At 46.8% G+C, this 26,898-nt stretch carries 23 protein-coding genes and 1 pseudogene; 11 read left to right on the forward strand and 13 right to left on the reverse strand.

Annotated features, from left to right (window positions below):
• Window positions 1–152 precede the first annotated feature (152 nt).
• The gene (locus tag H6F52_RS03215) at window positions 153–323 is read left to right on the forward strand and encodes a hypothetical protein (protein WP_199292141.1); all 171 of its coding nucleotides are present in this window, start codon (window positions 153–155) and stop codon (window positions 321–323) included.
• Window positions 324–513: 190 nt separating this feature from the next.
• On the forward strand, window positions 514–2,517 hold the full coding sequence (locus H6F52_RS03220; protein ID WP_190429028.1) for a hypothetical protein: 2,004 nt from the start codon (window positions 514–516) through the stop codon (window positions 2,515–2,517).
• Between the two features lie 566 nt (window positions 2,518–3,083).
• On the opposite strand, the gene ftsH3 is transcribed toward H6F52_RS03220, so the two are convergent.
• From ftsH3 to H6F52_RS03250, 6 genes are all read right to left on the reverse strand, one after another.
• Window positions 3,084–4,922 carry an ATP-dependent zinc metalloprotease FtsH3 gene (ftsH3, locus tag H6F52_RS03225; protein ID WP_190412024.1) on the reverse strand — a complete coding sequence of 613 codons (1,839 nt, stop codon included), beginning with the start codon at window positions 4,920–4,922 and terminating at the stop codon, window positions 3,084–3,086.
• Window positions 4,923–5,256: 334 nt separating this feature from the next.
• Complete coding sequence (locus H6F52_RS03230; protein ID WP_190531867.1) at window positions 5,257–6,075, reverse strand: aminotransferase class IV; 819 nt, start codon at window positions 6,073–6,075, stop codon at window positions 5,257–5,259.
• Between the two features lie 548 nt (window positions 6,076–6,623).
• On the reverse strand, window positions 6,624–7,172 hold the full coding sequence (locus H6F52_RS03235; RefSeq protein ID WP_190531869.1) for a DUF3124 domain-containing protein: 549 nt from the start codon (window positions 7,170–7,172) through the stop codon (window positions 6,624–6,626).
• A gap of 539 nt (window positions 7,173–7,711) precedes the next feature.
• Window positions 7,712–8,131 (reverse strand): hypothetical protein, encoded by a 420-nt coding sequence (locus H6F52_RS03240; RefSeq protein WP_242033835.1) that lies wholly within the window; start codon window positions 8,129–8,131, stop codon window positions 7,712–7,714.
• An 11-nt stretch (window positions 8,132–8,142) separates the two neighbouring features.
• Entirely contained in the window at window positions 8,143–9,111 is a 969-nt protein-coding gene (locus tag H6F52_RS03245; protein ID WP_190412021.1) for a hypothetical protein, read from the reverse strand.
• Between the two features lie 337 nt (window positions 9,112–9,448).
• Window positions 9,449–11,653: an ATP-binding protein gene (locus H6F52_RS03250; protein WP_199300358.1), complete on the reverse strand. Its 2,205-nt coding sequence runs from the start codon at window positions 11,651–11,653 to the stop codon at window positions 9,449–9,451.
• Window positions 11,654–12,051: 398 nt separating this feature from the next.
• On the opposite strand from H6F52_RS03250, the gene H6F52_RS03255 reads away from it, so the two are divergent.
• The gene (locus H6F52_RS03255) at window positions 12,052–12,972 is read left to right on the forward strand and encodes a bestrophin family ion channel (RefSeq protein WP_190531873.1); all 921 of its coding nucleotides are present in this window, start codon (window positions 12,052–12,054) and stop codon (window positions 12,970–12,972) included.
• Between the two features lie 230 nt (window positions 12,973–13,202).
• Complete coding sequence (locus H6F52_RS03260; RefSeq protein WP_190412018.1) at window positions 13,203–13,361, forward strand: hypothetical protein; 159 nt, start codon at window positions 13,203–13,205, stop codon at window positions 13,359–13,361.
• A 292-nt stretch (window positions 13,362–13,653) separates the two neighbouring features.
• Here the strand turns inward: H6F52_RS03260 and ftsH are convergent, their stop codons facing one another.
• On the reverse strand, window positions 13,654–15,594 hold the full coding sequence (ftsH, locus tag H6F52_RS03265) for an ATP-dependent zinc metalloprotease FtsH (RefSeq protein WP_190531875.1): 1,941 nt from the start codon (window positions 15,592–15,594) through the stop codon (window positions 13,654–13,656).
• A 231-nt stretch (window positions 15,595–15,825) separates the two neighbouring features.
• Between ftsH and H6F52_RS03270 the strand changes: the two genes are divergently transcribed.
• The 4 genes from H6F52_RS03270 to H6F52_RS03285 all read left to right on the forward strand — a co-directional run bounded on the left by H6F52_RS03270 (window position 15,826) and on the right by H6F52_RS03285 (window position 19,612).
• Window positions 15,826–16,020, forward strand: coding sequence for a hypothetical protein (locus H6F52_RS03270; protein WP_190531877.1), 195 nt, complete (start codon window positions 15,826–15,828; stop codon window positions 16,018–16,020).
• A 183-nt stretch (window positions 16,021–16,203) separates the two neighbouring features.
• Window positions 16,204–17,397 (forward strand): AI-2E family transporter, encoded by a 1,194-nt coding sequence (locus H6F52_RS03275; protein ID WP_190428982.1) that lies wholly within the window; start codon window positions 16,204–16,206, stop codon window positions 17,395–17,397.
• Window positions 17,398–17,468: 71 nt separating this feature from the next.
• On the forward strand, window positions 17,469–18,311 hold the full coding sequence (locus H6F52_RS03280) for a DUF4351 domain-containing protein (protein WP_190531879.1): 843 nt from the start codon (window positions 17,469–17,471) through the stop codon (window positions 18,309–18,311).
• 101 nt (window positions 18,312–18,412) lie between these two features.
• A complete protein-coding gene (locus H6F52_RS03285; RefSeq protein WP_190412013.1) occupies window positions 18,413–19,612 on the forward strand; it encodes a homocysteine biosynthesis protein in 1,200 nt (399 codons plus the stop codon).
• Window positions 19,613–19,678: 66 nt separating this feature from the next.
• On the opposite strand, the gene H6F52_RS03290 is transcribed toward H6F52_RS03285, so the two are convergent.
• Window positions 19,679–20,632, reverse strand: a complete 954-nt coding sequence (locus tag H6F52_RS03290) for a hypothetical protein (protein WP_190439596.1) — start codon at window positions 20,630–20,632, stop codon at window positions 19,679–19,681.
• Window positions 20,633–20,875: 243 nt separating this feature from the next.
• On the opposite strand from H6F52_RS03290, the gene H6F52_RS03295 reads away from it, so the two are divergent.
• The gene (locus tag H6F52_RS03295; protein WP_190439593.1) at window positions 20,876–21,763 is read left to right on the forward strand and encodes a tetratricopeptide repeat protein; all 888 of its coding nucleotides are present in this window, start codon (window positions 20,876–20,878) and stop codon (window positions 21,761–21,763) included.
• A gap of 68 nt (window positions 21,764–21,831) precedes the next feature.
• Here the strand turns inward: H6F52_RS03295 and H6F52_RS03300 are convergent, their stop codons facing one another.
• The 3 genes from H6F52_RS03300 to H6F52_RS03310 form a co-directional block, all read right to left on the reverse strand.
• Window positions 21,832–22,449 (reverse strand): TMEM165/GDT1 family protein, encoded by a 618-nt coding sequence (locus H6F52_RS03300; protein WP_190531881.1) that lies wholly within the window; start codon window positions 22,447–22,449, stop codon window positions 21,832–21,834.
• Window positions 22,450–22,712: 263 nt separating this feature from the next.
• On the reverse strand, window positions 22,713–22,868 hold the full coding sequence (locus tag H6F52_RS03305) for a hypothetical protein (RefSeq protein WP_190528032.1): 156 nt from the start codon (window positions 22,866–22,868) through the stop codon (window positions 22,713–22,715).
• 8 nt (window positions 22,869–22,876) lie between these two features.
• A complete protein-coding gene (locus H6F52_RS03310) occupies window positions 22,877–24,604 on the reverse strand; it encodes a succinate dehydrogenase/fumarate reductase flavoprotein subunit (protein WP_190531883.1) in 1,728 nt (575 codons plus the stop codon).
• A gap of 33 nt (window positions 24,605–24,637) precedes the next feature.
• Here H6F52_RS03310 and H6F52_RS03315 point away from each other — a divergent pair, with 33 nt between their 5' ends.
• Entirely contained in the window at window positions 24,638–24,868 is a 231-nt protein-coding gene (locus H6F52_RS03315) for a hypothetical protein (protein ID WP_190531885.1), read from the forward strand.
• An 87-nt stretch (window positions 24,869–24,955) separates the two neighbouring features.
• Here the strand turns inward: H6F52_RS03315 and H6F52_RS03320 are convergent, their stop codons facing one another.
• Complete coding sequence (locus tag H6F52_RS03320; protein ID WP_190412006.1) at window positions 24,956–25,267, reverse strand: hypothetical protein; 312 nt, start codon at window positions 25,265–25,267, stop codon at window positions 24,956–24,958.
• Between the two features lie 685 nt (window positions 25,268–25,952).
• Between H6F52_RS03320 and H6F52_RS25965 the strand changes: the two genes are divergently transcribed.
• Window positions 25,953–26,795 carry a PAS domain-containing protein gene (locus H6F52_RS25965; RefSeq protein WP_190531887.1) on the forward strand — a complete coding sequence of 281 codons (843 nt, stop codon included), beginning with the start codon at window positions 25,953–25,955 and terminating at the stop codon, window positions 26,793–26,795.
• A 15-nt stretch (window positions 26,796–26,810) separates the two neighbouring features.
• Here the strand turns inward: H6F52_RS25965 and H6F52_RS26330 are convergent.
• A pseudogene (locus H6F52_RS26330) lies at window positions 26,811–26,898 on the reverse strand (IS5/IS1182 family transposase); the annotation flags it as partial.

Here is a 26,898-nt window from a genome sequence, read left to right on the forward strand (position 1 = left end):
GAAGTCTTGACGGGTGTAGATAGCATCACGCTCTATTACTGAGGGCATCGGGCATGGTGGCTGAAATGCTATGGTTTAACGGTACTGGAAAGGTAAAGAAAGCTTGGGTTTGTTAGGCCATTAACATAACAAGGAAGGGTGAGTTGTGAGGCATGGGAATCTCCCATCAACTGATTAATCGATCTCAGGAAAATGTAACCTATCTTGAGATTGGCGATCGCACTGAAGGAGATGAGGTGGAATTCCCAAATGACGATCTCAAAGCAACACAATTGCCGAATGGTGAATGGGCTTTAACCCACAAAGATGGTCGCGCTTATTAAGTTCACTGCCTAACAACCGCGCTGCACCAGAACGTTCCGCTCGCGCATTGTATCCTTCAACTTAATGCGATCCCCCGATCTTTTAGGTTGGGTTGAAGGATGAAACCCGATACTCATCCCGTCAGCCCCAAAAATTGATGCGCTACCATAGGATTCACATAATTCGTGTTTAAACTCCCTTGCTTACTTTATGTACGAAGCCTTTATCGATTTGGATGAACTGATATTACGATGCAGAGACAAGTTATCTAGAAAGTTTATCCAAGAAGCTGTTTCCTGTTATCGTGCTGGTGCGTTTCGTTCTTGTATTGTTGCTACATGGAACGCAGTAGTTTTTGACTTTCTACATAAACTGAGAGAGTTAGAACTTTTGGGAGATCGCGAAGCTGCGAAATTACTAGAAGAATTTGATAGTTTGAGAAGTTCAGGTAAACAGTTTAGAGAGCTTTGGCAATTCGAGTCTAGTATCCCTGAAATTGCGCTCACAAAATTTGAGCTAATCTCAACCGTAGAGAAATCAGATATTGAAAGATTGTTTGAAGATCGAAGCCGATGTGCCCATCCTTCCATGACTTCTTTAGAGGAGCCATTTGAAGCAACAGCCGAGCTAGCACGCTACCACTTGAGGAGTGCAGTAACCCATCTTTTAGAGCGCCCACCTGTTCAAGGACGTGCTGCCCGCGATCGAATTTTTCAGGACATCAAATCCGTGTATTTTCCAGTAGATCCAGAATTAGCTATTAAATATTTTCAGAAAAGTCCTTTGGGTCGTGCTCGATTTGTTTTAGTCAAGGATATTGTTATTGGTTTAACAAAAAGCTTGTTAGTAGAAGAACGTTTAGAAGATGAAAGATCGCGACAGTTTTCAGCCCTGAATGCCGTATCAATTATGTATACTCAAGAAACAAGAGAGATCCTGAACAATCAATTATCTGACATTATTATCAACAAAGTCACAGATGAAAATTGGGATAAAACCATTGTTTATCTTGGAAGTATTCCTGCTTGGGATAGCCTTAGTGAACCATGTAGGTTAAAAGCAGAATCTTATATCGATAAAATTGAGATATATGAAACGCACCAAATATTCTATAAAAGACTCTCAGAAAACGCTCTCTTTATATTAAAAAAAGCATCTCATGTAGGCTTTCTGAGAGAAGTTGTATTCAAGAAACTTCAGATTCCTTTAAAGGATTTACTTTCGTTAAAGGAAACTTGCAGGGATGATTTCTTCAAAGACAAGATAATCATTCCTATTTTGCGGGATTTGTCTCCGAAAGCTACTTTAGATGAGTTGCTTTTAATGAGATTTGAACCTTCACTTAGATCGGATGAAACCATTAAATCCTATGTAGAGCAAAAAATCAAGGATTCTTCTTTGGCTAAGTTAACATCGACAGCATCTAAATATCAAGATAAGTGGCTTCTTGATTTAATTGAGTCTGAACTGGAGGTGAAGATCCCTACCGCAGATTTAGAAAATTTACTTTCATCAAAATCTACATATAAATTAATAGATGAGCCAAAAGGTTCACTAGTTGAACTATTTGATGGTTTTATTGCCAAACAGGTTAAAGAGGAGATAGAAACCATTTCACTAGAAGAAACAGTTTTGTTGATGACAAGTTATGAAGATGACTTTTTTATTGATTTAGTTGAATCTGATCTAGAAAAGAAAATTTCTACTGCAAATTTAGAAGATTTGCTTAATGCAAAATCAACCTATAAATCGATAGATGAACCGAAATCCAACATACTTAAGCTACTGGACGACTCTATTACTCAGCAGGTTAAAACTACATCCTTTGATGACTTACTTGACCAGAGAAGACATTGGGACGATATTGGCGATGAGCTAATCGAACCTGTTTTAAGGAGTAATGTTTCAGCAATAATTGATAGGTTTGCAAACTCTGGATCTTTTAAATTTGCTGGAATTAATTCTATATTGCTAGTTAAAATTGCTGAATACTTGAGTCCAGTACAATGGGAAAATGTCTTAGAAGCTTTTTTCCAGAATGAGCAGCTTTATTGTTCATATAGTTGCCATGAGGAATTTGAAGCACTATTTAAGAAGTCTTTAGAACTTAGTGATTCTATTCAGCCTTATTGGATTATTTTTCGTGAGAAGCTTAATAAGTTCAATGATAAGCATAGCAATAGCCTGAAGCGACTGATCGATTCCCACAGATGAAATCAGGATGCTCTTTGCCACCAGCCCAACACTGCGTTGGTGCGGATGGAACAGAGGTTATCGGTGGGAGTTCAAAGCTATCTGCCGCCGCAAAACTTCACCTTTAGACCGCTATGTATGCGATATAAGCTACAGGTTGCGATCGAATCAAGGCTAATCATTGGAAGTCTTAATTGAAACTTCCAGAGATTGCAGGTACGACCAACACTTGAAGAGTAAAATGTAACGGCTAGATTCACAGTTTGAAATCTAATTGTGCGATCGCATCCTATCCTTCAACTTAGTCCTGTAGAGAGAAGAAAGTTTTAGAACTGCCTGCTAAAACACTATCAAATCGTCCGCCAATTTGAAGCCTCTGAATTTTTTTGCACTACAGCTACGGATGCTGGGAATTTTTTAGGCTGTAAACAATCAGAGGAGATTTGTTGTGAGGTCTCGAAGACTGCAATCATTGTTTCGCGATCGCTCCTGATGTCTTTGTGCAACCCCAAACAAAAATTGGGGTAGTTCTAGAAAATATCCTAGAACTGCCCCAATTTTTTGACGCTCAATGAGCAATTAGCGAATTATGCGATCGCTGCCATCTTCACATCGTTATTCGCCAGAACCTCTTGCAGTTCCTCAGCGTCTACCGTTTCCTTTTCAATGAGCATCTGAGCCAATTGATCCAGGATGTGGCGGTTATTCACCAGCACTGCTTTGGCACGATGGTAAGCTTGATCCACCAAATTGTGGACTTCATCATCAATCGTCGCCGCAGTTGCTTCCGAGAAATCCCGCTCGGCGGCAATGTCGCGTCCCAAGAACATATTGCCTTGCTGACGACCTAAAGCAACTTGTCCCAAGCGATCGCTCATGCCAAACCGCATCACCATTTGACGCGCCACACGAGCCACCTGCTGCAAGTCATTCGAGGCACCCGTTGTTACTTCTTCTTCACCGAAGATGATTTCTTCAGCAAGCCGACCGCCCAAGGCGACTGCCATCTGATTTTGCAGATAAGAGCGGCTGTACAGACCAGAATCCATCCGGTCTTCACTCGGTGTAAACCAAGTCAAACCACCCGCACGACCGCGAGGGATGATGCTGATCTTTTGCACCGGGTCATAATCTGGCATCAAGGCACCGACGAGAGCGTGACCCGCTTCGTGGTAAGCCACCAAGGTTTTGCGCTTCTCGCTCATCACCCGGTCTTTCTTCTCTGGGCCAGCTAGCACCCGGTCGATGGCATCATTGATTTCATCCATCGAGATTTCGGTCAGGTTGCGACGAGCCGCCAGAATGGCTGCTTCGTTGAGCAAGTTGGAGAGGTCAGCACCCGTGAAACCAGGAGTACGACGAGCGATCTTCTCCAGATCCACATCCTTCGCCAGCGTTTTGCCACGGGCGTGAACGTTGAGAATCTCCAAGCGACCGGCATAATCGGGACGATCCACGACCACCTGACGGTCAAAGCGACCCGGACGCAGCAGTGCTGCATCAAGTACATCTGGGCGGTTCGTAGCAGCGATGATAATAATTCCCGTGTTGCCCTCGAAACCGTCCATCTCGGTCAGCAACTGGTTGAGGGTTTGCTCCCGCTCATCGTTACCGCCGCCTAAACCTGCACCCCGCTGACGCCCCACGGCATCAATTTCATCGATAAATACGATACAGGGAGCATTTGCCTTGGCTTGTTCAAACAGGTCGCGCACGCGAGATGCACCGACACCGACGAACATTTCTACAAACTCAGAACCAGAGATAGAGAAGAAAGGCACACCTGCTTCCCCAGCAACTGCACGAGCGAGCAGCGTTTTACCCGTTCCCGGAGGTCCAACTAGCAGCACGCCTTTGGGAATTTTTGCTCCAATGGCGGTGAAGCGGTCGGCGTTCTTGAGGAAGTCAACGACTTCATTCAGCTCTAGCTTGGCTTGGTCAATGCCAGCGACATCCCCAAAAGTTACTTGGGTTTGTGGCTCCATTTGGACTCTGGCTTTGGATTTGCCAAAGTTCATCGCTTGAGAGCCTGGGCCACTCTGAGCGCGTCGTAGCAAAAAGAATAATCCAACCAGAAGCAGAACGGGGAAGAAGAGACTGCTCAAGGCGCGGAACCAGAAGCTGTCATCGCTCTGGGGCAAAACTGAAATGTCTACACCCTTGGTGGACAGAATGCTAATCAGGTCTGGGTCATTAGGCAGGTTAACGACAATCTTGCTGCCGTCTTGTGCTGTAACAAGCGCCTTAGTGCGGTCGGCACTAAGACCAACTCTTTCAATCCGACCGTCTTGAACTTCCTGAATCAGCTTGCTGTATTTCCAGGTTTCCCGACTTTGGGGTTGTTTGTCTAAAAATGCTGTTCCTAAGGCGATTACAACTATTGCTAGCAGCGCATACAGCCCTGCATTTCTCCACCGTTTGTTCACCGAGTTTCCTCCTAAGCTCTAGGATATGGGGACGCTTTGAATTTTTATTTGTATTAACTTATGTTAACCCGTCTCAGAATTCCTTGACACGGTTGGTTCATAGAAACCTTCAACAACGTCATCTATCTTCATCGTAACCGTCGCCACAAAAACAACCATCCTAGCCGGAACAATCTACTCCCACACCCTAGAAATGGGGCTACACAACATAGTCCCCCACCCTAGAAGGGTGGGACTACACAGACAAAGCCTGCCTACGCAGGCTTTGTCTCCTAGCCTGTAAAGACAGGGTTCGTTTGTGGAGTCGCGACTTCAGTCGTCGAGCTTTTTACGCTCAGGGGGAAGCTTGATGGGTTTGGTAGCGCTGAAATAAGCTCTGCAATTGCTCTAGGCTGCTGTGTAACGGGTCAAAAGTCAAAGTACCTTCTTGGCAAAGAACGGTATGGATCGGAACGACTTGCACCACGCAATTACTATAAGCAAGAACTGACAATCCTTTCACAAAGTCAGCATCCCAAGGTACTTGCCCAGAGGTTAGATTCTGACTTGCCAGCCAGTTGATCAGTTGCGATCGCGCGATTCCCGGCAAAATTCCAGCATCTAGAGGCGGCGTCCACCACTTACCATCCCGCCATCCCCAAAGATTGCCCGTACTGGTTTCTAACCAATTTCCCCTATCATCGACCAAAATTGCTTCTATCGCTCCCATCTGCTGAGCTTTTCCCAATGCCAGCCAAGCAGGCAGGTAGTTCCCCGTTTTATGTTCGGGAATTGAGCGGCAAAATAACGGCTCTGCCGCTAGCCAACTTTTAACACCATATTTTTGTCTTTCTGTCAAATCATCGGGAAAAAACCGCCCGCTAATCCACTCTCGCCCATCGGGAAATAGGGTAATTCTGAGAACGGGGAAGTGTGGGATTAACGCTTCTGCTTCTTGTCGTAATTTTTCCCAGTCTGGCTGCTGCCAGTCAAACGTTTGCACGCTGCGACAGAGGCGATCGCAATGTCCCTTCCAATTAGTCAGTGGGCTATCCAACGACTGCTCGTAAACCCGCAGCGTTGTAAACACTTTCGCTCCATAAAGCAATCCCGGATCGTCAATCGCTAATTCCAGGGTTCCCGACTCAATCAGGTTGCCGTTATACCAGTACATCTCATCACCTTTGGGTGAATACAATATACTTCAAAATACTACAAGAAGGCGACTAACGCTACACAAACGTCCTTTTGTACGTGCAACGCGAGACTTTTGAAACCCGCTTCGGTCGGGTTGAGTCTGTATAGATGCGAATTCTCTTCCCCCTTTTTACAGGCTGTATAGTGACTTTTTATTGGACGTGGAGACAGATCAGATTAGTGTCGTTAACGAGGAAAAGCTAAACCTAGCTTGCTTTTTCCGCTCAATCTAAATTGGCAATGCTGATGGTCAAATGCTAGATCGTTGAGTAATCTTTCTCTGTAATCCTGCAATCGGGAAAGTTTTGCTCAGTGACACGAAATTGTCTCGACGCCATTTAATTTGGCACTGTACATCAACGTTGAAGAGGTGACTGATGAGCAAAGATGTCCTGAGTTTCCAGAATAGTTTCAACTCAGGTGGGAAGGAGCTATTAAACCGAAATTTATTAATAATTGACGTGATTAGGTCGATTCCATCTTCATGACGATGAACCTTGTGTCAAAAAAAGCTACTGATACAAATTACTTATTATTATGATTTTTAATAACTCTACCAGGACTAATAAAAGAAATTCCTTGGTTGGATGCAGCACTAATCATAACGGCTTCAACGACAGGCTCAGAAACTTTCTTTTGAGCTATCCACTCAACAATAAAGTTAGCTCCTAACCCCCCAGTGGTGTCAGTTCTCGCTACAACAAAATCTGTAGAAGCTAGAGAACCAAGTTCCACAGGGCGCTCTAAATAGTGCTTGATTAATTTTCCTTCTGTATCATAGTAGCGGACTGAAGTAACAATGATAGGATTGCTCAAATCCGTATTGCGAATACTAAGAGTGGCTGATAAATATAAAACTTCCTTCTGGTTTTCGTAATAAATATGAGAATAGATAGGGACATAGATAGTTTGCCCCATCGCTATCTTACTATTGTCATCCAACGTTACCACCCTAAGTTGGGGTTGAGTCACCAGCCCCATATTAGATTGTGGCTTCTGTGGAATCCCCGGTAAACTGCAAGAGGTAAGGACAATGATTGCTAGGGTCGAAGAAAAATACAAATAAAGCTTCATTAGAGGTGATTGTTAGATTATTAGAGGTAATTGTTTCATTTTACTAACTGTGATTAATTTTCGATGCTACCCAGTACCCTGGCTTTTAAAGTTAGGGTATTTTTTATGTTTTGGTTCCAATTGGGTCTAAAAGATTTTGCCTTACAAACGACTGTTTATGTACAGTGAAAAATTAAATGATGTCGAGACAATTTCGTGTCACTGAGCAAAACTTTCCTGATTGCAGGATTACACAGAAAGATTACTCAATGAGCTAGCATTTGACTATCAGCGTTGCCAATTTAGATTGAGCCGAAAAAGCAAGCCAGGCTAAGCTTTGACTCTTTAACGACACTAATATGTCTCCACGTCAAATAAAAAGTCGCTGTACAACTACTGGCGATAGCTACACTTCGAAATGCTACAAAAAGGCGACAAGCGCTACACAAACGTCCTTTGGTACGCGCAACGCGAAACTGTTGAAACCGGCTTCCGTCGGGTTTAGTCTGTATAAATGCGAATTCTTTTCGCCCTTTTTACAAGCATTGGGATGCTCCCGATCAAAACGACCATTCATGGTTTGGATCGTTCAGTGCTGCTGTGACAGAAGCTAAGTTGGCAAGGTCTTTAAACGGACTTGACTTTGCTATTTCCGTAATTGAGTTCAAGGCTAGAGCTAATTGCTCGTTATTACCTGCTGTAATTGCTAGATCGACGACACCGAACAAAGCGCGAAAGTTTTCTGCACGTTCATCAAACGAGCGGTCAAGGTATGCCATTAGCAAGTCTCGCTGGGCATTAATCTTGGCTATTATTTCTTTTTCCCAAGCGTCAATATCGCGTCGCTTAGTGCGTTCCTCCTCAGCCACCTTCTTGTATTCCGTGTAAGCTGAGACAATATCACGTAGACATTCAGCGGGCCTAGTGAATTCACCAATGCTTTGTGCAAGCACTTCTACAGAAACTCTTTTAGCCGACACGGCTAATTACCTCACAGCTTACAATATTTTGCTTTGATAGTGGCAGAAGAAGGATTTAGGTTGCCTTTAGTATCTAAAACTGGGGTTTTCATGATTTCTACAAGTGCCTTCACTAAAAGTCCTACCTGTTGAAACTTGCTAGCATCCCGGTTTGTTTCAAAGGATTGGGATTCAAGTTCATTAAGACCTATAACAGCACGATTATTCAAGTCTTCCACTAAGTTGCTTAACTCAGCGATCCGCCGTTTCACTTGTTGCAGAAACTCTTTGGCAGCATCAATCTTAGCAATCTCAGTGCTAACATTGGCTTCGTATTTTCGTGCTTTTGTTAAAGCTTTCTCACCTTGACCAGCAAGCACGAAGCCACCAATCATCAAGGCTGGACCAACCGTAATACCTCCCAGGACAAGCGTGCCAAGTGCCATGCCACCGCCACCAGCAGCCAGTGAACCACCGCCCAGCCATGCTAGGGTGGCATTCCAAGCAGCAGCACCACTAAGTCCTGCAATAGCCGTTCCGGTACTTGCTGTCCCAAAAAGTCCTACAAGCCCTACTGCGCCTTGACCAGCCGCCGCTGCTGCCCCAAGAGCTGTAATACCACCTTGGGCAAACTTTTCAGCTTCCAAAGCAGCAGCTTCATATTCTTTGAGCTGCTGAACAGAAACGCCTTCTAGCCCAGCTAAAAACTCCATCTCGCTTTCAGAAGCCTGCCGACCAATCCGCTTGATGAAATTAACAAATCGCCCAACTGTACGCACCTTAATATCAATCTGGAGTTGACCATAAGCTTCTGCAAGTTCTTGGGTGGCTTCCCAGTCAGTTTGCAACTTCTTGACAGCACGCTCGTGTCTTTTTTGAGCGCTCTTGCCAATTTTCTCAGCATCCTTCATGTCAGAAACACCTTCAATACCTTTGACCGCGCCATAAGCGGCAGTAGCCAAGGCAGCAGCACCCAGGATAATTGGTATCACAAATATCATTAAATACTCCTGAAAGTTAGTTAGTTCGATGCTGGATATTTCATAAAAATTACCGTTGCCAATACAACCAACTTGAATCCAGCAATATCAAAAACATAAAGGTAAAGAAAAGAATAAGCCATCCGAATAAACACGGGCATTTCTTACAGAGAATTATGTTGATAAAATGAAGATGTAAGTAATTCTCATCAAGGCAGCATAAACACAAGGATTACCTGCCTGGGCAGGTAATCTCGTAATGCGATCGCCCTTGACCTCAGTTACAACGCGATCGCCCTTGACCTCAGTTACAACGCGATCGCCCTTGACCTCAGTTACAACGCGATCGCATCCCCAACTAGGAGACTATATTGAAAGAATTTCTAGCCAAGCTAGCGATTGTCGCAGCGAATGCCGCGGCCTCGACAGGCTTCGTGACGTGCTGCTGGAAGCCTGCCAAAATCGCACGCTCGCAATCCTCGCTTCTGGCATAGGCCGTCAGTGCTACCGCTGAAATCTGTCCTCCTTGCTCTGGCGTCATTGCTCTAATTTTGCCGATCAACGTGTAGCCATCCTCATCGGGCATCCCAATATCGCTCACTAAGACATCTGGTTTTACCTGTTGCAGCGCTAAGAGTGCCTCCTGTACCGATGCTACTGCTGTTACCCTCGCCCCATACTGTTCAAGCGCGATCGCGAGAAAATCTCGGCTATCAGCCTCGTCATCTACAACCAACACCTGTAACCCTTCCAGTACAGTGCTGAAGCTTGATGAAGGCTGTGTACTAAGTGGGGCTTCTAGCTCAGGCTTGAGTCCTTTCAACTCAGTCTTCATCATCAGCGGCAGTTTCACCGTAAAGATTGCCCCTTGCCCCTCCCCAGGGCTGTCAACACAGACAGTTCCGCCGTGTAGTTCGGTGAGGTGACGAACAATTGCCAAACCCAAACCAAGCCCTGTTTGCGATCGCGTGCTGGTACTATCAGCTTGACGGAAGCGCTCGAAGACATAGGGCAGAAAGTCAGCCTCGATTCCTTTGCCTGTATCGCTCACCTCAATCTGGGCATAGGAGTCAGTGCAATCGAGCTTGATTTCCACTCGTCCCCCGGAGGGTGTGAACTTGATCCCATTCGAGAGCAAGTTCCAGATAATCTGCTGCAAGCGGTTTGGATCGCCGACAATCAAACCAACGGCGGGATCGAGTACCGATTCCAGTCGAATGCTTTTAGCTGCTGCGGCTAGATGCACCGTCTCTATCGCCGCTTGAACAATTGAGATCAGATTAACCGGGCACACATTCAAGGAAAGTTTGCCTCGAATCATCCGCGACACATCCAGAAGATCCTCAATCAACTCTGCCTGTAACTTAGCGTTGCGCTCAATGGTTTCCAGGGCGCGAGCAGTCGTTGCTGCATTCAACTTCTGAGTGCGAAGCATCCCCGACCATCCGATAATTGGGTTGAGGGGCGATCGCAATTCGTGAGAAAGTACCGCCAAAAACTCGTCTTTCATACGGTTCGCCGCCTCTGCCTCGGCGCGTGCCGCTTGTTCGCTAGCCAACAGTCGGGCACGTTCTTCCTCCGCTCGCTTGCGCTCCAGTTCTGCCGTCGCACGGGTGGCAAAGATTGTCAGCAGCGATTCTGCCAGATGGAGATTCTCCAACGGTTTTCGAGCCATCACCCCCACTAATCCCAACACTCTTCCTGTGGAGCCTAAAAGCGGAGTTGCGATATAGCTGTCAACGTCCATCTCGGCAAGCAAAAAATTACCAGGAAATTGCGCTTGGAGATTGCGGGGATAGCAGCATAGCTTTCCTTGCTGAATCACCTGTTTGCAAGGTGTATTCAGCAGTGAATACTCAATATTGTCTGCAATTTCATGCTGGGCATAGAGAGCAATCGTGCTGACTTTATCTTCGTCTTTCCCCGCCAGTTCCCCAATAAAAGCGAAATCAACATCCAATGCCTTGGTGAGGTGTTGCGCCAGGGAGTAGAAAAACGCCTCCCCTGTCGCTGCCGAAACTCCCTTCGTCACCTCAATGAGGGCAGCATCCATCTGGGCAATTTTGTGTGCAGCCAGCCGCAACTCTAGCTCATCAACCACCATCGCCGCTAGGTCGGCAAGGGTTGCTCGCTGTTCTTCACTTAATTCATGGCGCGGCTTGCTATCTACAAGACAAAGGGTGCCAAGATTAAAGCCATCCTTCGCAATTAGGGGGGCACCTGCATAGAAGCGAATCCCCGGTTCGCTAATTGCATAGGGCTTACAAGCGAAGCGGGGGTCATTTCTGGTATCTGCAACCACGAAAACATCCTTAGACAAAATCGCGAAGCTACACATTGTTGCTTCACGATTAATTTCGCGGGTGTCAAAGCCGTAGCAGGATTTAAACCAGGCTCGAAATTGGTCAACTAAAGAAACTAGGGCAATGGGTACGTCAAAAAGCCGAGCCGCCAGAGCCGTAATGCGGTCGAAGCTTTCTTCGGGAGGTGTATCGAGAATGTTGTAGCGACGCAGTGCCTCTAGGCGTTCTATTTCGTTAGGCGGCAGGGGAACAGTGGTCAAAGTACCTCCAGAAGACACTTCTTAAATATGGCTTGGGGCAGCTAAGATAGCTTTGCGTGCCTGTCAAAAAGCGCTATATTTTATAATTATTTAAATTTTAGGGCAATCTCAAGCAAAACCCAATAATTTACCACAATCCGGGTAAACAATACTGCAATTGTTAATACTTTTAGCAATTCCGAAGCGCGATCGCGATTGAAGCCGTCTAACAATGCGATCTCTTACCGGCTCCTAACCGTAATGGAACATCGTTGACACAATTGACGCCTAAACAGACAAGACTATTTCAGAAACATTTGCTGACCATGCTACAACCTAAAAGAATTCTCAGGGATAAATCGAGTATTATCTTTTGGATGTTATTCAGCGTCTGAGTCAAAGTTAGAGGTTAAAGTTGAATGGATAAAAAGAAATGGCAGTGGTTTCAAGTTACCTTCCAGTTAAAAGGCTCGGTCATTCCAGCCGTCTTGCCTAGAACCCTTATCTGTGGGTTATTTGGCTTAATTATTTCTGTACTTTACCATTTTAAATTAGCTGTATCTTTGCCAATTTTAGCTAGCTTAATTCCCAATATTGTTTTAGGTTTATTACTGGTTTTTCGGACGAATACAGCTTACGAGCGGTTCTGGGAAGGGCGGAAATGTTGGGGTAGTATAGTAAACACTGTCCGTAACCTGGCTCGTCAGATTTGGGTATCGGTTGACGAAAATGAACCGAAAGATAGAGAGTCAAAAATAGCTGCTTTACGGCTTCTAGTGGCTTTTTCAGTAGCAACTAAATTACATCTAAGATCGGAGCCAGTCAACAGCGAACTCGAAGATTTGATGTCTGCGTCTCGCTACTTTAAGTTAAAGACAATGAACAATCCACCGCTTGAAGTTGCGTTTTGGATTGGAGATTATTTACAAGAACAATATGGTCGAAATTGCCTGAATGTTTATCAAATGAATTCTCTGCAAAACTTAATTAATATACTGGTAGACAATTTAGGAGCTTGCGAACGAATTCTCAAAACTCCAATTCCAATGGCTTATGTAATTCATCTCAAACAGTTACTATTAATCTATTGTCTATCTTTACCGTTTCAAATGGTTGGACAGTTGCATTGGTGGACTGGACTAACAGTTGCTTTGATTAGTTTTACATTGTTTGGAATTGAAGAAATTGGGATTGAAATTGAAAATCCATTTGGTCACGATGCAAATGACCTGCCTTTGGATGCAATTTGCGCCACGATGCGGCGCAATATCGAAGATTTAATTTCTCTAGCCCCTAGTGTTAGGGATTGGAAGACCACAAAAATTGATAAAGCAGGATAGGAAAAAAGCCTGCTAGCGATCGCAGAAGACGAATCCGATTTTACTGGATGTCTACAACAGAAACAAATATTCCTACTCGCCTTCAAAAGCGATCGGGAGATTCATTGTGGAGCATCCTCAAGGGAAATTAGGTCGCGCGATCGCTTCAATGTTGCTTAAGATACATGACGATTTTGAGAAGGTTGGTATCATGTTTAAGAAATTAAACTCTGCCCAAAAGGAAATCTTCAATGAATGGTGCATGGCTCATAAAATTTAGTGTAGTTTTATACTTTATAACAGCGGCTGCACTTCTGGCAGAATTGATAAATTTTCATCCATTTTCAGGTGCCCCAGTAGTGACTAGCGAAGAGCAAGTCCAACCGATTGCTGTAGATTATCAACTTTGAAGGGTGACGCTCCAGGGAAATGCCATTACAGAGGATGGTTATATATAAATTTTTACAAAAAAGATGCGTTTCACTACCCACTCTAGTTAGCGATCGCAACTTGATTCCATCATTCTTCTCTGGAACCAGGTAATAATACTTAGCCCAGTTACCTTTCAGATTTCTGCAATAAAACCGTAAAACAGGCGAAAGAAATCCGCTGTTGTAGATTGGCACGTATCGGGATGCTCCCAAAGGAAAAGCGATCGCTTTAAACGAAAAGCGATCGCTTTTTTCTCACCTCAAGGAGTCATTAAACCAAAGCGGCTTGCTTCAACTGTATCCCGTCAGGTAACTTCCCGCTACGCAACCATTCATCCATTTCTGAAGGAATATTAGCGGATTTGAGTTGTTCCCGCAGTTCAGCGCCTTCCAAAACTTCTTTTTGCAAAAGCATCTGTGCCAGCTCTTCCAGTAAATCCCGATTCTTGTCTAAGATTTCTAAAGCCATGTGGTGCGCTGCATCAATCGTTTCCTTCACTTGGCGGTCAATCTGCTCAGCCACCACGGGACTCACTGAACGACGCGGATTGCTGTAACCCTCCATGAACTGTTGCTGCGGCTTCTCAAACGCCACGGGTCCCAATTCATCACTCATGCCGTAGAGAGTAATCGCCCGTTCCGCTAAATCTGTTGCTTTTTGGATGTCGTCACTCGCACCCGTAGACACCTTTCCAAAGATTAACTCTTCCGATGAGCGTCCACCTAAGAGAGTGGCGATTCGACCGCGAATTTCATCTTCTACCATCAAAAAGCGGTCTTCCTCTGGCATCTGGAGCGTGTAGCCTAGGGCACCGACGCCACGGGGGACGATAGAGATTTTCTCGACTTTACCAGCTCCCGGCATCAAAGCCGCGATAATCGCATGACCGACTTCGTGATAAGCGACAGTCTTTTTCTCAACATCATTCAGAACGCGGGATCTGCGCTCTAATCCGGTGACAACACGCTCAATTGCTTCGTTGAAGTCTGCCATCATCACAGCGTCGCGGTTCTGACGTGCTGCCAGTAGCGCCGCTTCATTCACCAGGTTGGCTAAATCGGCACCGGCAAACCCAGGTGTGCGACCCGCGATCGCTACCAAGTCTACATCATCTGCTAATTTGACATTTCGGGAATGGACGCCGAGAATGGCTTCTCTACCCACTTTATCCGGGCGGTCTACCACCACTTGCCGGTCAAAACGACCCGGACGCCGCAGAGCCGGATCTAGCACTTCTGGGCGGTTGGTGGCGGCGACGATAATCACCCCGGTATTCCCATCAAAACCATCCATCTCGGTGAGCAACTGGTTCAGAGTTTGTTCGCGCTCATCGTTTCCACCGACAAAGCCTCCAGCACCGCCGCGAGATTTACCTAGCGCGTCTAGTTCGTCGATGAAGACGATGCAAGGGGCTTGTTTTTTGGCTTGTTCAAATAAGTCGCGGACTCGTGCAGCGCCGACACCGACGAATAGCTCGATAAATTCGGAGCCAGAGATACTGAAGAAAGGAACGCCCGCTTCACCCGCGATCGCTTTTGCTAAGAGTGTCTTTCCAGTTCCCGGAGGTCCCACCAGCAGCACGCCTTTGGGAATTTTTGCTCCCAATCGGGTGTACTTCCCGGCATTTTTCAAGAAATCCACAATCTCTAGCAGTTCTAACTTGGCTTCATCGACACCCGCCACATCACTAAACTTGATGCCGGTGCTGCCTTCTGAGTAAATCCGTGCCTTGCTTTTCCCAACCGTCAGCGCTGCGCCACCTGCGCCTCCACCCCGGTTCATCAACCATCCCCAAATTCCAAAGAAAATCAGGGGAGGAACAACCCAACTGAGGAGGGTTCCAATCCAGCCATTGTTGTTGGGTGCAGGTGCAGCAAACTTTACGTTATGTTCGCGCAGGATCTTGGGTAGATCCAGATCGATTGCCACTGGCGTGGTGACGAATACCTGATCTGGTGCGGCTTGCTCTCCCGTGGCATCGGATTTAAGCGCATACTCGATCCGGTCATTGCTCACAACTGCCTGCTCAACTTTACCGCTTTCTACCTGATTGATAAAGTCGCTGTAGGGTACCTGCGGCAATTGAGAGCCAAAACTCGGAATGATAAAGTTTAGCAGTAGAAGGATAGTGAACAAAATCAGGAAGCTGCCGCCAAACTGCTTTGTTCTAGAGGCTTTGGGCGATCGCTTATTATTATTTTCAACAGGCATTGTAGATACGAACCTCTTAAAAGTTATAAAGTTTGAAAGGTTGCTTTCAGATGTCTACTGAGTGAAAGCTAAATGTACTCTTGGCTTTAGTAAGCTTTTAGAGCATCGAAATTGGTAACAGGGTGAGGCTCTAAAAGCTATTGTAAAAAAGGGGATGCGATCGCCTGGGTTCGGTGTCTACCCCTACAAGCATCCGTATAGCCGTACTTTAGTCTTTGTTTATTAAGTTGTATGACAACTCAGGTTGGATTCATTCTTAAAGTGCTATTTGCCTCAGCGGCACTGTCAATCTTAATTAAGTACGGTGGTCCCTATTTATCAATTCCAGCAACTCCAGCCCTAGTGCTGATAGTTGTGTTTCTGCCAACGCTGATTATGGCTGTGACCTTCTGGCAGCGATCGCGACAATATCGCCAACTGGACTAAGTTGTATTTTAAGTATCAATCAATACTTATCTGAGTAGAGCAGCTTACGTAAAAACACTGAAGCAGTTGACGCTTGGTAGCTATTCAAACCTTACTTTCAACCCATGCGAAAGTTGCCAAAATCGGCTAATCTAGCTGCATTAAACGGCAATTACAGCCTATGTCAGCTCGGAGTCAACACCTGTGAATCTAGGTCAGTGGATTGGCTTATTCGTCTTAGTCGTTTCTCTTTATGTTTTGTGGCAAATTCGGCAGGTGTTGCTGTTGGTGTTTGCCGCCGTTGTGTTGGCGACTGCCTTAAACCGATTGGCGCGGCGGCTGCAACGATCGGGAATGAAACATGGCATCGCGATCCTGGCGTCGATTGTCTTATTATTAGCTCTGATTGTCGGTTTTTTTTGGCTGATTGTGCCGCCCTTTACCGTCCAGTTTCAAGAACTCACAGAACGGGTTCCTAGAGGGTTTGAGCGCTTGAATCTTTGGGTAGATCGCCTCAGAACGGGTCTTCCTAGCCAGCTGACACCGTACCTACCCGATGTGGAGAGCATAAGCCAACAAGTACAGCCCTTAATCAATCGGCTATTGGGCAGTTCGGTCGCCTTTTTCTCCAGCTCTTTAGGGATTATCCTCAACGTTTTGCTGGTGCTGGTTTTAACCGGAATGTTCTTAGCAAATCCCCAAGCTTACCGCAAGGGATTTGTGCGGCTATTTCCTTCTTTTTATCGGCGGCGCGTGGATGGGATTTTGGACCAATGCGAGGTGTCATTAGGGCGATGGCTTGGAGGCGCTCTCATCAGCATGAGTGTAGTTGCGCTGATGAGTATGATTGGCTTGTCGGTTTTGCGAATCCCGTCACCGCTGGCTCAAGGGATTTTGGCAGGGGTGCTAAATTTGATTCCCAATCTTGGCCCGACGATTAGTGTCATTCCACCAATGGCGATCGCGCTGTTGGAGGCTCCTTGGAAATGCTTGGCTGTGTTCGGTCTTTACTTTTTTATTCAGCAGGTTGAAAGCAATTTCTTAACACCCTACGTTATGGCTCAACAGGTGTCGCTGTTACCAGCCGTAACGTTACTTGCTCAAGTATTTTTCGCCACATTCTTTGGATTTTTAGGGTTGGTCTTGGCGTTACCGCTAACCGTTGTTGGTCAGATTTGGTTCAAAGAAGTCTTATTCAAAGATGTTCTCGATCAATGGCGCAGTCAGCGCGAAGCAGATTTTGATCCAGAGGGTATAGCAACGTCTCATGAAGCTGCTGAATTTGAGCGAGAAACTGTGGTGTTGCCGGAAGGGAAGTCATCCATTAATGACAAGCCTAATCTTGATAACGAGAATCAGGCGAATGTTAATGATGTGACTGGTAAAGGGAAGAAGTAGCGATAAGTAGCGATCGCGATTAGTTAGTAACCTCCGATGAGAGAATAATAAGACTTTCTCCAATTGCCCTCTTGGAATACGACAACACTTGCAAGTATCTCGCTGAGAACTACCCAGATGAATTTGCCAAGTGGCTACTGTCATCTGAAGCTTCAGACATCCAGGTAATCAAAACCGAACTCAGTCTGGAACCGATTCGCGCCGATTCTGTCATCTTCCTGCAAGTCGCTAACCAAATCTTGCACCTGGAATTTCAAACCTCGGCGCAATCAACTCCGCCCCTCGACTTCCGGATGCTCGACTACTACACGCGGCTGAAGCGGCAATATGGGTGTGAAATTGTGCAGATAGCAATCTTTTTGCAAGCCACTACCTCAGAACTCGTCTTTCGACAGCAGTACACAGACACAAACACCAGACATCAATATCGAGTCATCCGTATGTGGGAGGAAGATCCCACCCCACTGCTAGCAAACCCGGCTCTCCTACCCCTGGCAACCTTAGCCCGCAGCGATTCACCCAGAGCCTTATTAGAGCAAGTCGCCACTGGGGTCGCTAGGATCGAGAAAACCACCGAGCGACAGAATATCCTCGCTTGTGCCGGGGTTCTTGCTGGTTTGCGGTTTAAAAAAGATTTGATTCAACAACTATTCCGAAAGGAAATTATGCAGGAATCTGTTATCTATCAAGACATCCTCCAAAAGGGCGAGCAACGAGGTCTGCAACAAGGAGAGGTGGCGCTAATTTTGCGGCTGCTCAGGCTACGATTTGGTGACATCAATCCCGAAGTGCAAGAACAGATTCGCGGTTTATCGATTCCTCAATTAGAGGGATTGGCGGAAGCGCTGCTGGATTTCTCCAGCCAAACTGATTTAGTTAGTTACTTGGCGGCGATAGACTCATCGGCAATCTGAACAGCAACACATACCGTTAACCTCCCAAAAGCGTCGCCCCACGAGGCATCGCAATAGTGGAAACTAGGGATGAGCAAAAGTCCGACCCTTCAACCTTCCCTATGCGAACCCTTGCCGAAATTAACGACAAAATCAGCCACCAGCGTGCAGTGGTGTGGACAATAGAAGAATTAAAAGCACGGGTGGCAGAAGTGGGAGTCACCCAAGCTGCGAAGCAAGTAGATGTCATTACCACCGGCACTTTCGAGCCGATGGAGTCTTCGGGGGCGATTATTAACCTGGGACACACCGATCCCCCAATTAAAATTCGCTCCTGTTGGTTAGATGGGGTTTTAGCCTACTCTGGCTTTGGGGCAGTGGATCTGTATCTGGGAGCAACCCAGATGGTGGAATATCGGAGTACGGGCGAACCCCTAGACGGCGAGGAATCTAGAGAACGCGGCGGCGGTCATGTGATTGAAGATTTAATTGCTGGGAAAACGGTGCAACTACGCGCCATTGGGCAAGGGACGGACTGCTACCCTCGTGCTTCCTTTGAGACAACCATCACCCGCGACACGATTAACCAGTTTTATCTATATAATCCCCGCAATCTATACCAAAATTTTATCGTCGGGGTGAATGGAGGCGATCGCCCGCTTTATACTTACCTCGGCCCGCTGCAACCCCGTCTCGCGAATGCCGTCTACTCAAACGCTGGGGCAATTTCTCCCCTCCTGAACGATCCAGACCTGCAAACGATCGGGATTGGCACTCGGATTTTCTTAGGCGGCGGCGTTGGCTATGTAGCGTGGGAAGGCACCCAACACTTCCCCTTACAAAAGCGGTTGCCAAATCGAACGCCTGTTGGTCCGGCGGCTACCCTTGCCTTAATGGGAGACGCCAAACAAATGAATTCTCGCTGGGTGCGCGGCTGTTACTTCAAAAATTATGGCCCTTCTATGATGCTCGGCGTTGGTATCCCACTGCCCGTTTTACAAGAGCAAGTCGTCGCCAATTGTGCCGTGCAAGACAAGGAGATCGTTGCGCCGGTTGTCGATTTCTCGATTCCTCGGCGCGTCCGTCCCACTTTTGGGCTTGTGAGTTACGCCCAGCTGAAGACGGGACGCATCACAATAGAGGGCAAACCCGTGCGGGTTGCCCCCTTAGTCAGCCTATTTTTTTCTAATCAAGTAGCGCTGGAGTTGAAGCAATGGATTGAGGCGGGGACATTTACCCTCACCGAACCTGTTGCCCCCATTCCACTGGATCGCTCATTTTTACCCCAAGACCGATGGGGTTCTCAAATTTCCCTAGATTAGTCATTTGTCATTCGTTATTCGTTATTAGGTGTAACTCATCACAGTGACTCATGACTAACCGCCAGTTTATTCTGGCGGCGGGGAAGAGCGCTTAACTGGCTTTGGCAAGGGTTCCTTGCGTTTGGGGGATGGGGGCGCGATCGCTGCGGGTCTTTCTCCGCTTGGACGCACGGGACGCTCTCGGCTTCCTCCTCCTGGCTTTCTGTTGGGAGGACGCCCACCTCCACCTCCTCGAAACGGTTTCTTGCCCGGAATCTTTCTAGGAGGCAGGCGACCAATATCCTGGCTCTCCTGAATTACCAGGGAGTTCCCCTGTCGCTGCACCTGCAAATCCATGAAATGACCGACTGCCTTTTCTTGAACCACACCATTGAGTTTCAACTTGAAAAACTTAGGCGTGTCTTCCTGCTTGCGGGGAGACTGCTTAATCTTGACGATGATGCCTTCTTCTTCTTCCCGCGACTGAAAAATCACTTCCCCGCGAATCGAAAAATAGCCATCGTTCGCCGCCGACTCTTCACTTTGAATATGCGTGGGTTCGGACGATTGGGCTGTTTCCGCTTCTGGGTCAGACGACGGCTGGTTCAACCTTTCCGGCTCCCAAACGCCCACAATCTGGACGTGCAAGTTGCCGTCTTCTTGTCGCATCCGGGGATAGACAACCCATAAATGTTCCTGCTCTAAGTTCAGGTGATTTTTGACTAAACTCATCACCCGACCTAATAGCACGGCATCGATGGCTGTTCCATCGCTTGCCAGCAGCATTCCTCGCGTAAATTGCTCGTCGGAGGACGTGTACTTACCCTTTACTAGGCCAATGGCCCGGTATTGCATGGGTTCGCTAGGGGGAGGAATGGGTTGCTGTCGTGTGACAGCAGGATTCTCTTCAGTTGTTTGTTCCAAATCGCTGTTTGACGCTGTATCCGCTGGCGTTGGCGGACTGGATAGGGGTGGTGGTTCTGGCTTAGGATCGCCAGAAGACTGGGATAATTCGGAGAACCGATTTACAGAAGGACTCATAATACTCCTCGCGGCGGAGACACATCCCCTTGGGGGGAGTCAGTCAGCTCATTGTACTGAATGCGGTGATACGACTGGTAGATCCGTAATGTTTTTGCACTCAGCAAAAACACTTACACCTTATCAAGTTCGGTTCGATGCTGCCACTATTTTAAAACGTGGAGACAGTGATGCGGTTTGCCAAGTGTGACAGTGGAAAATAAGATTGTGTTTGATAATGGCAATAGAGTTCAGAGCAGTCGTGTGTCCCAAAAGCGCAATCGCTGGTTTATTAATCTAGTCCTAGGGCTGGGTGTGTTGATCTTTGTCGGATTATCCATCATTCCGTTGGTGGGTATTGTTTTTGACGGTCAAGAGCCTACCACTGGGGCAACCCCAACACCGACTCAGTCGGCAGGGGTACCTAATCAAGCGGAACTGGAAGCGCAGGCGAAAGGGTACGAACTGGTTTTGCAGCGAGAACCGCAGAATCAAACGGCACTGCGGGGACTGTTGGAAGCGCGGCTAAAAATGCGCGATGTCAAAGGCGCGATCGCACCTTTGGACAAACTGGCAAAGCTGAATCCCGATCAAAGTGAATACGCAGTTTTACTTGCACAAGCTAAACAGCAAACAGGAGATCGCGAAGGGGCTGCCCAAACTTATCGCTCGATTTTGACTTCTAAACCGGGAGATATGAACGCCCTGCAAGGTCTTGTGAGTCTTCTGGTACAACAAAACCGTCCGGAAGCAGCGATTGGCTTGCTGCAAGACACGTTGAAAACTGCTCCCCAAGTGAATCAAGTTCAACCTGGTAGCGTCGATGTCACTTCGGTGCAGTTGGAGTTGGGCAAGGTTTACGTTGAGCAAAAGCGCTATCCGGAAGCGATCGCTATCTACGATGACGCCATCAAAGGCAATCGACAGGATTTTCGTCCGGTGCTAGCGAAGGCACTGGTGCTGCGAGAACAAGGCAAAATCGCCGAAGCTAAACCCCTATTCAATACGGCGATCGCTCTAGCTCCAGCTAGAGTCAAAGACCAAATTAAACAACTGGCGGCTGACGCACCCGCACCCACGGCTGCGCCCACGACTGCGCCCACGACTTCACCTACGACTTCGCCTTCTGTATCTCCCAGCCCTACGCCTTAACCTGGGTCTTAAGAATTAAAAATGCTTTCATCAAAAAACAGAATTTTTAATGCAGGCATTTTTAATTTTTAATTTCCTTCCAATAAGGCGATCGCTCCAAACAGCAAAAACAAGCCGCCCCCAATTGCTGTAATTAATCGCTCGGAAATTCGTCCGGCGATCATCCGACCCCCCAAAACAGCGATCGCTGCACAAATACTATGCCCCGCAATAGCCCCAGCCGTAACCCCTACAGCCGACTGGGACGCAGCTAGAGCAATTGTGGCAATCTGAGTGCGATCGCCCCACTCTGCTACAAATGTCAGCATAAAGGCTTCGAGTACAATCGCCCAAGGAGTTTTCTTTTTTGGCATTTTCGACTCAGCTTCTTTAACCGTGGCGATCGCTTCTTCGGCTTCTTCACAGTCTGGTCCTGCTGGCATCTGGCTTGCTTCGTACAATAACTTCACCCCGAAGCCAACAAAAAAAATAATTTCCGCCAAATGAAGATAATGCTTGGGGAGTAGAGATGCCACTTGTCCTAAGAGAACCGACAGAACCGTCATTGCTGCTAATGCCGCCACGACTCCTGCAAATACCAGGCGTCGGGAGTGGCGCATTGCCAGAATTACCGCAATGAAAAAGGTTTTATCGCCTAATTCGGAAAAAGTGATGAATAATAAACCGGCAGTAAAAGCTGTCAGCATCCTCTCAAGCTCCTCAGAATGTTCTACCTATCGCATCTGAGTGAGCTTTCTGGAGGGTACATGGGACTTCACCAGCAGCTCACATCGGATGTGAACTCGGTGAAGGTCTCGCTCCCAAGGTTTGAAACAATTAGTTCAGCGACTAGGCGCTTATTTTTAGTTTCTTTCGCTTGTCACCTGAACCAGGCTCATCGCCAGTATGTTGATTCAGATGGGCTAGCATCATTCTTCGCTAGCAGCTACTCCCCTTCATTGTTAAGTAATTATACATCTAACTGTGGGTAGAAGAAATTAATAAATCTACATAAATTTATTTGGGGAGTGTCATGACAGGCGATCGCAATATATCCCCCATTCGCAGCCAGCACGCCTGTGGGCAGGTGGAAAGTCGGCAGGTTATGAACTTGCAAACTTTCCACCTAATCACTTAATACTTCCGTTCCTTTGGCTCAAACATGGTAATCGTCACCGGGCGATCGCGCAAATCGATCCCGGCTGGAGAATAGAAAGCCATTGTGTGCTTGAGGAAATTCTCATCATCACGCTCAGGATAATCTTCGCGGTAATGAGCGCCTCGACTTTCTTGACGGTTGAGCGCCGATGTCAGAATCATTTGTCCGACAATAATCAAACTGCGGAGTTCCAGCGCCTCGATGACTTCAGTGTTCCAGAGTTTACCTTTATCATCCAGGTAAATATCCTGGGATTGCTGCTGAATCTGTTGCAGCTTGTTCAAACCTTCGCGCATCAATTCCTCGCTGCGGAAGACACCGCAATACTCAGTCATGCAGTCTTGGAAGGCTTGACGCACTTGGTTAATCCGGTATTGACCCGATTGTTCTAGTTGCGCTTGGATTTTGCAGTGAGCTTCTAGCAGATAGGGTTGCTCATCCAGTTCGGGCAGCTTGCGGTTTTGGACAAATTGCGCGATCGTTGCCCCCGTTTTTCTGCCATAAACCACACACTCCAACAGGGAATTACTGCCCAATCGATTTGCCCCGTGAACCGAGACACAAGCAGCTTCTCCAGCGGCAAAGAAAGCGTCAATTAAACCATCTGGGCCACTTTTCACCTGACCGCTGGTATTGACGGGGATGCCGCCCATTGAATAGTGAGCCGTAGGGCGCACGGGCATCGGTTGATCTACGGCATCGATGCTGAGTAATCGGTGAGCTTCTTCCCAAGCAAAGGGAACCCGACTCATAATTTTTTCTCGCCCCATGTGGCGCAAGTCGAGATAGACAAAGGGACCACCGGCGCTGCCATCGGGATGAACGCCCCTTCCGGCACGAATTTCTCGCGCGATCGCTCGTGAAGTAATATCGCGGGGAGCGAGTTCCATGCGACTGGGGGCATAAGTCGCCATGAAGCGATCGCCCTCAGCGTTGATCAAATACGCGCCTTCACCCCGCACAGCTTCCGAAATCAGCACTCCCACCGGATACAAGCCCGTCGGGTGAAACTGCACAAACTCCATATCTTCCAACGGCACCCCGGCGAGGGCAGACATCGCCAACCCATCCCCCGTCGAGGCGTAGTCATTCGAGGTGGTGTTAAATACCCTGCCATAGCCGCCCGTGGCGAACATCACCGCCTTCGCCCGTACAACCTCAATTCGCCCGTCCAGAATCTGGTACATCACCACACCCTTCGCCTGGGCGTCTTCCAGAATCAGCTGCATCACGTACCACTCATCGTAGATGCGGACGCCGTGACGCCTGAGATTATTCACCAGTTCGTGCAGAATCGCGTGACCCGTCTTATCCGCTGCATAGCAAGTGCGCCGGTGAGAATGCCCCCCAAAAGCCCGCTGGGCAATCCGACCATCCGGCAATCGGGAAAACAATACTCCCATGTGTTCCAGGTCGATGATCGTGTCTGGAGCCTCGCGGGTGAGGATTTCCACCGCATCCTGATCCGCCAGGTAGTCAGATCCCTTTACGGTGTCAAAAGCGTGGTCTTTCCAACTGTCTTCAGGGTCTACATTCTTCAGCGTTGCCGCCATACCCCCCTGCGCGGCGACCGAATGGGAACGAATCGGGTGAGTTTTGGCAATCAGCGCTACATCTAAGCTGGGTTCTGTGCGGGCAATCTCTAAGGCGGCGCGACACCCCGCTAATCCACCTCCCACAATCACGACATCGTGTTCAAGCATCTTTAAGATCCGCTCTTTGGAATTCTTACATCCATGCTGACGCAAATAAAAACTTCCCCACCACAAAGCGGGGAAGTTCTTCATAAATTTCTTTTTAGTCCTAATACCAGTTCTGGCGTCTCAGTCCTCAGTCCTCAGTCCTCAGTCCTCAGTCCTCAGTCCTCAGTCCTCAGTCCTCAGTCCTCAGTCCTTAGCCCTCAGTTCTCATTCTTTTTAGTCCTAATACCAGTTCTGGCGTCTCAGTCCTCAGTCCTCAGTCCTTAGCCCTCAGTCCTCAGTCCTCAGTCCTCAGTCCTCAGTCCTCAGTCCTCAGTCCTCAGTTCTCAGTGTTGACCAAAGACTGATGGCTCTTCAACTAGTCACTTGGGCAGGGTTTTGGTTGGGTAAACTGCCACCAACGGTCTCAGTGGTGTCCTGGATATCCATTGCAGAAACCTCAATGTGGTTAAACAACGTAGTCACGAAGGCAAAGAGCAAGAACGGCAGAGACAGCACGAGGATGAGTCCAACAGTCATTAGGGCGTAAATTTGCCGAGTGGTACTCCACAGCGCTAGTGCAGAGGCGAGACTAATGAAGATGACAATCAGCCAAACGATGATTTGCCCATAGATATCGCCAAAGGAGAGAGTACAGACGAAGCGATACTTTTGCATTTTATCCATGACGTTTCCCTTGCAACATTCCTTTAAAGTTCTAGGTTAAGGTTCTGACACGGGCTTGGCAGATTTCTAAATCTTTTTACAAGAGTTGCAATATAGCTTTACAATCTACCCCAGTGTGCCGAACGGTTGCTACTCACTGCGTTCCAGCCATAGCGATCGCTCTCGAATTTAAAATCATTATCCTTCCTAGCCGCATTCTAAGAATGATTATCGGAAGGTGATTCTTCTTTTTATAGCAAGAAAGCCCAGCTTTGAGTGTTTTAGCGCCGCAGCGACTCCGATTGAGCATTTTGTCGGTAATTTTCTAGCTAATTTTCAGCAATCGCTCTCTTGACAAATGAACCCCCGTTTAATTTATTGATTTTATACATTGACGCCAGAGACCTTTTTCAACACAACAATTGCGTAGAAAAACCTATCAATCGTTAAACATTGATATTCATTTCCAGTTGGCATACGTAATATTACGGCGATCGCTATGCGAATTGAGTATGTTTTCTAGAAAAATTACAGTTGTCGTGGCTATGGGCTGGGATTAAAAATTTTAATTACTAAACATAATTTTCTAGAATTTTGGCTTCTCAGCTTCTCTCGTTGAGAAAAAATGTAAAGGTTAATTGTATGTTTTTATACTCTACAAGTTTACAAAGTTGAGCAAAAATTAGGAACACGTAGTAGGAGCTATATGCTGCAATTTTTGCAGATTTTTTTGGGTTCAAACTCTTTTATTCCACATGGACATTGTTACTTGTGGAAACCAGAGTTAGTAGGGCTACATATCATATCAGATGTGCTAATCGCTCTTGCCTATTACTCTATTCCTATCACGCTCTTTTACTTCGTTCACCAGCGAAAAGATTTACCCTATGCAGGGATATTTCTATTATTTGGAACCTTTATTATTTCTTGTGGTACCACTCATCTAATCGAAGTGTGGACGCTTTGGCATCCGATTTATTGGATAGCTGGTTTTATGAAAGCGCTAACTGCTGGAATATCAGTCTATACAGCAGCAAGCTTAGTGCCCTTAATTCCCAAAGCTCTAGCATTACCTAGCCCAGCTCAATTAGAGATAGCTAACCGCAAACTTGAAACCGAAATGATTGAGCGCAGGCACATTGAGGAACAACTGCGAAAGTCGCAACAAATGCTGCAATTGGTAATGGATAACATCCCCCAATTTATCTTTTGGAAAGACAGAACTTCAGTCTATTTGGGGTGCAATTGGAATTTTGCACAGCTAGTAGGGGTTGGCAAGCCAGAAAATATTGTTGGAAAAACCGACTACGATTTGTTGTTCACAGAAAAAACGGGCTTATTGCGGGATAGCGAACGGCGAATTATGGAAACAAACACGCCAGAATATCACAGCATTGAATCAATGCTCAAGGCGGATGGTAAACCGTCTTGGATAGACAGTAACAAAGTTCCACTCCATGATGGTGAAGAAAACGTGGTCGGCATCCTTTGCACTTTTGAAGATATTACCGAACGGAAAGCTGCTGAAGAAGAGTTACGTAAGAGCTAATTTATAAAGGAAATCTTAAGCAGCTAGTCGTCTGACCATCAGACGAATCAAAGAACCATAAATCATTGCTTCGCTGATCTCTGAATACAGCTCATAATCCTTA

It is taken from the genome of Coleofasciculus sp. FACHB-542 (genome assembly GCF_014695825.1).
In the GTDB taxonomy this organism is placed as follows: Bacteria; Cyanobacteriota; Cyanobacteriia; order Cyanobacteriales; family FACHB-T130; genus FACHB-T130.

Excerpts from the sequence above, each read along its gene's own strand:
- H6F52_RS03215 (WP_199292141.1), top strand. The coding sequence starts at position 153 with ATGGGAATCTCCCATCAACTGATTAATCGATCTCAGGAAAATGTAACC.
- H6F52_RS03220 (WP_190429028.1), top strand. The coding sequence starts at position 514 with ATGTACGAAGCCTTTATCGATTTGGATGAACTGATATTACGATGCAGA.
- H6F52_RS03230 (WP_190531867.1), bottom strand. The coding sequence starts at position 6,075 with ATGTACTGGTATAACGGCAACCTGATTGAGTCGGGAACCCTGGAATTA.
- H6F52_RS03235 (WP_190531869.1), bottom strand. The coding sequence starts at position 7,172 with ATGAAGCTTTATTTGTATTTTTCTTCGACCCTAGCAATCATTGTCCTT.
- H6F52_RS03245 (WP_190412021.1), bottom strand. The coding sequence starts at position 9,111 with ATGATATTTGTGATACCAATTATCCTGGGTGCTGCTGCCTTGGCTACT.
- H6F52_RS03255 (WP_190531873.1), top strand. The coding sequence starts at position 12,052 with ATGGATAAAAAGAAATGGCAGTGGTTTCAAGTTACCTTCCAGTTAAAA.
- H6F52_RS03260 (WP_190412018.1), top strand. The coding sequence starts at position 13,203 with ATGAATGGTGCATGGCTCATAAAATTTAGTGTAGTTTTATACTTTATA.
- ftsH (WP_190531875.1), bottom strand. The coding sequence starts at position 15,594 with ATGCCTGTTGAAAATAATAATAAGCGATCGCCCAAAGCCTCTAGAACA.
- H6F52_RS03270 (WP_190531877.1), top strand. The coding sequence starts at position 15,826 with ATGACAACTCAGGTTGGATTCATTCTTAAAGTGCTATTTGCCTCAGCG.
- H6F52_RS03285 (WP_190412013.1), top strand. The coding sequence starts at position 18,413 with ATGCGAACCCTTGCCGAAATTAACGACAAAATCAGCCACCAGCGTGCA.
- H6F52_RS03290 (WP_190439596.1), bottom strand. The coding sequence starts at position 20,632 with ATGAGTCCTTCTGTAAATCGGTTCTCCGAATTATCCCAGTCTTCTGGC.
- H6F52_RS03300 (WP_190531881.1), bottom strand. The coding sequence starts at position 22,449 with ATGCTGACAGCTTTTACTGCCGGTTTATTATTCATCACTTTTTCCGAA.
- H6F52_RS03310 (WP_190531883.1), bottom strand. The coding sequence starts at position 24,604 with ATGCTTGAACACGATGTCGTGATTGTGGGAGGTGGATTAGCGGGGTGT.
- H6F52_RS03315 (WP_190531885.1), top strand. The coding sequence starts at position 24,638 with ATGCTGACGCAAATAAAAACTTCCCCACCACAAAGCGGGGAAGTTCTT.
- H6F52_RS03320 (WP_190412006.1), bottom strand. The coding sequence starts at position 25,267 with ATGGATAAAATGCAAAAGTATCGCTTCGTCTGTACTCTCTCCTTTGGC.
- H6F52_RS25965 (WP_190531887.1), top strand. The coding sequence starts at position 25,953 with ATGCTGCAATTTTTGCAGATTTTTTTGGGTTCAAACTCTTTTATTCCA.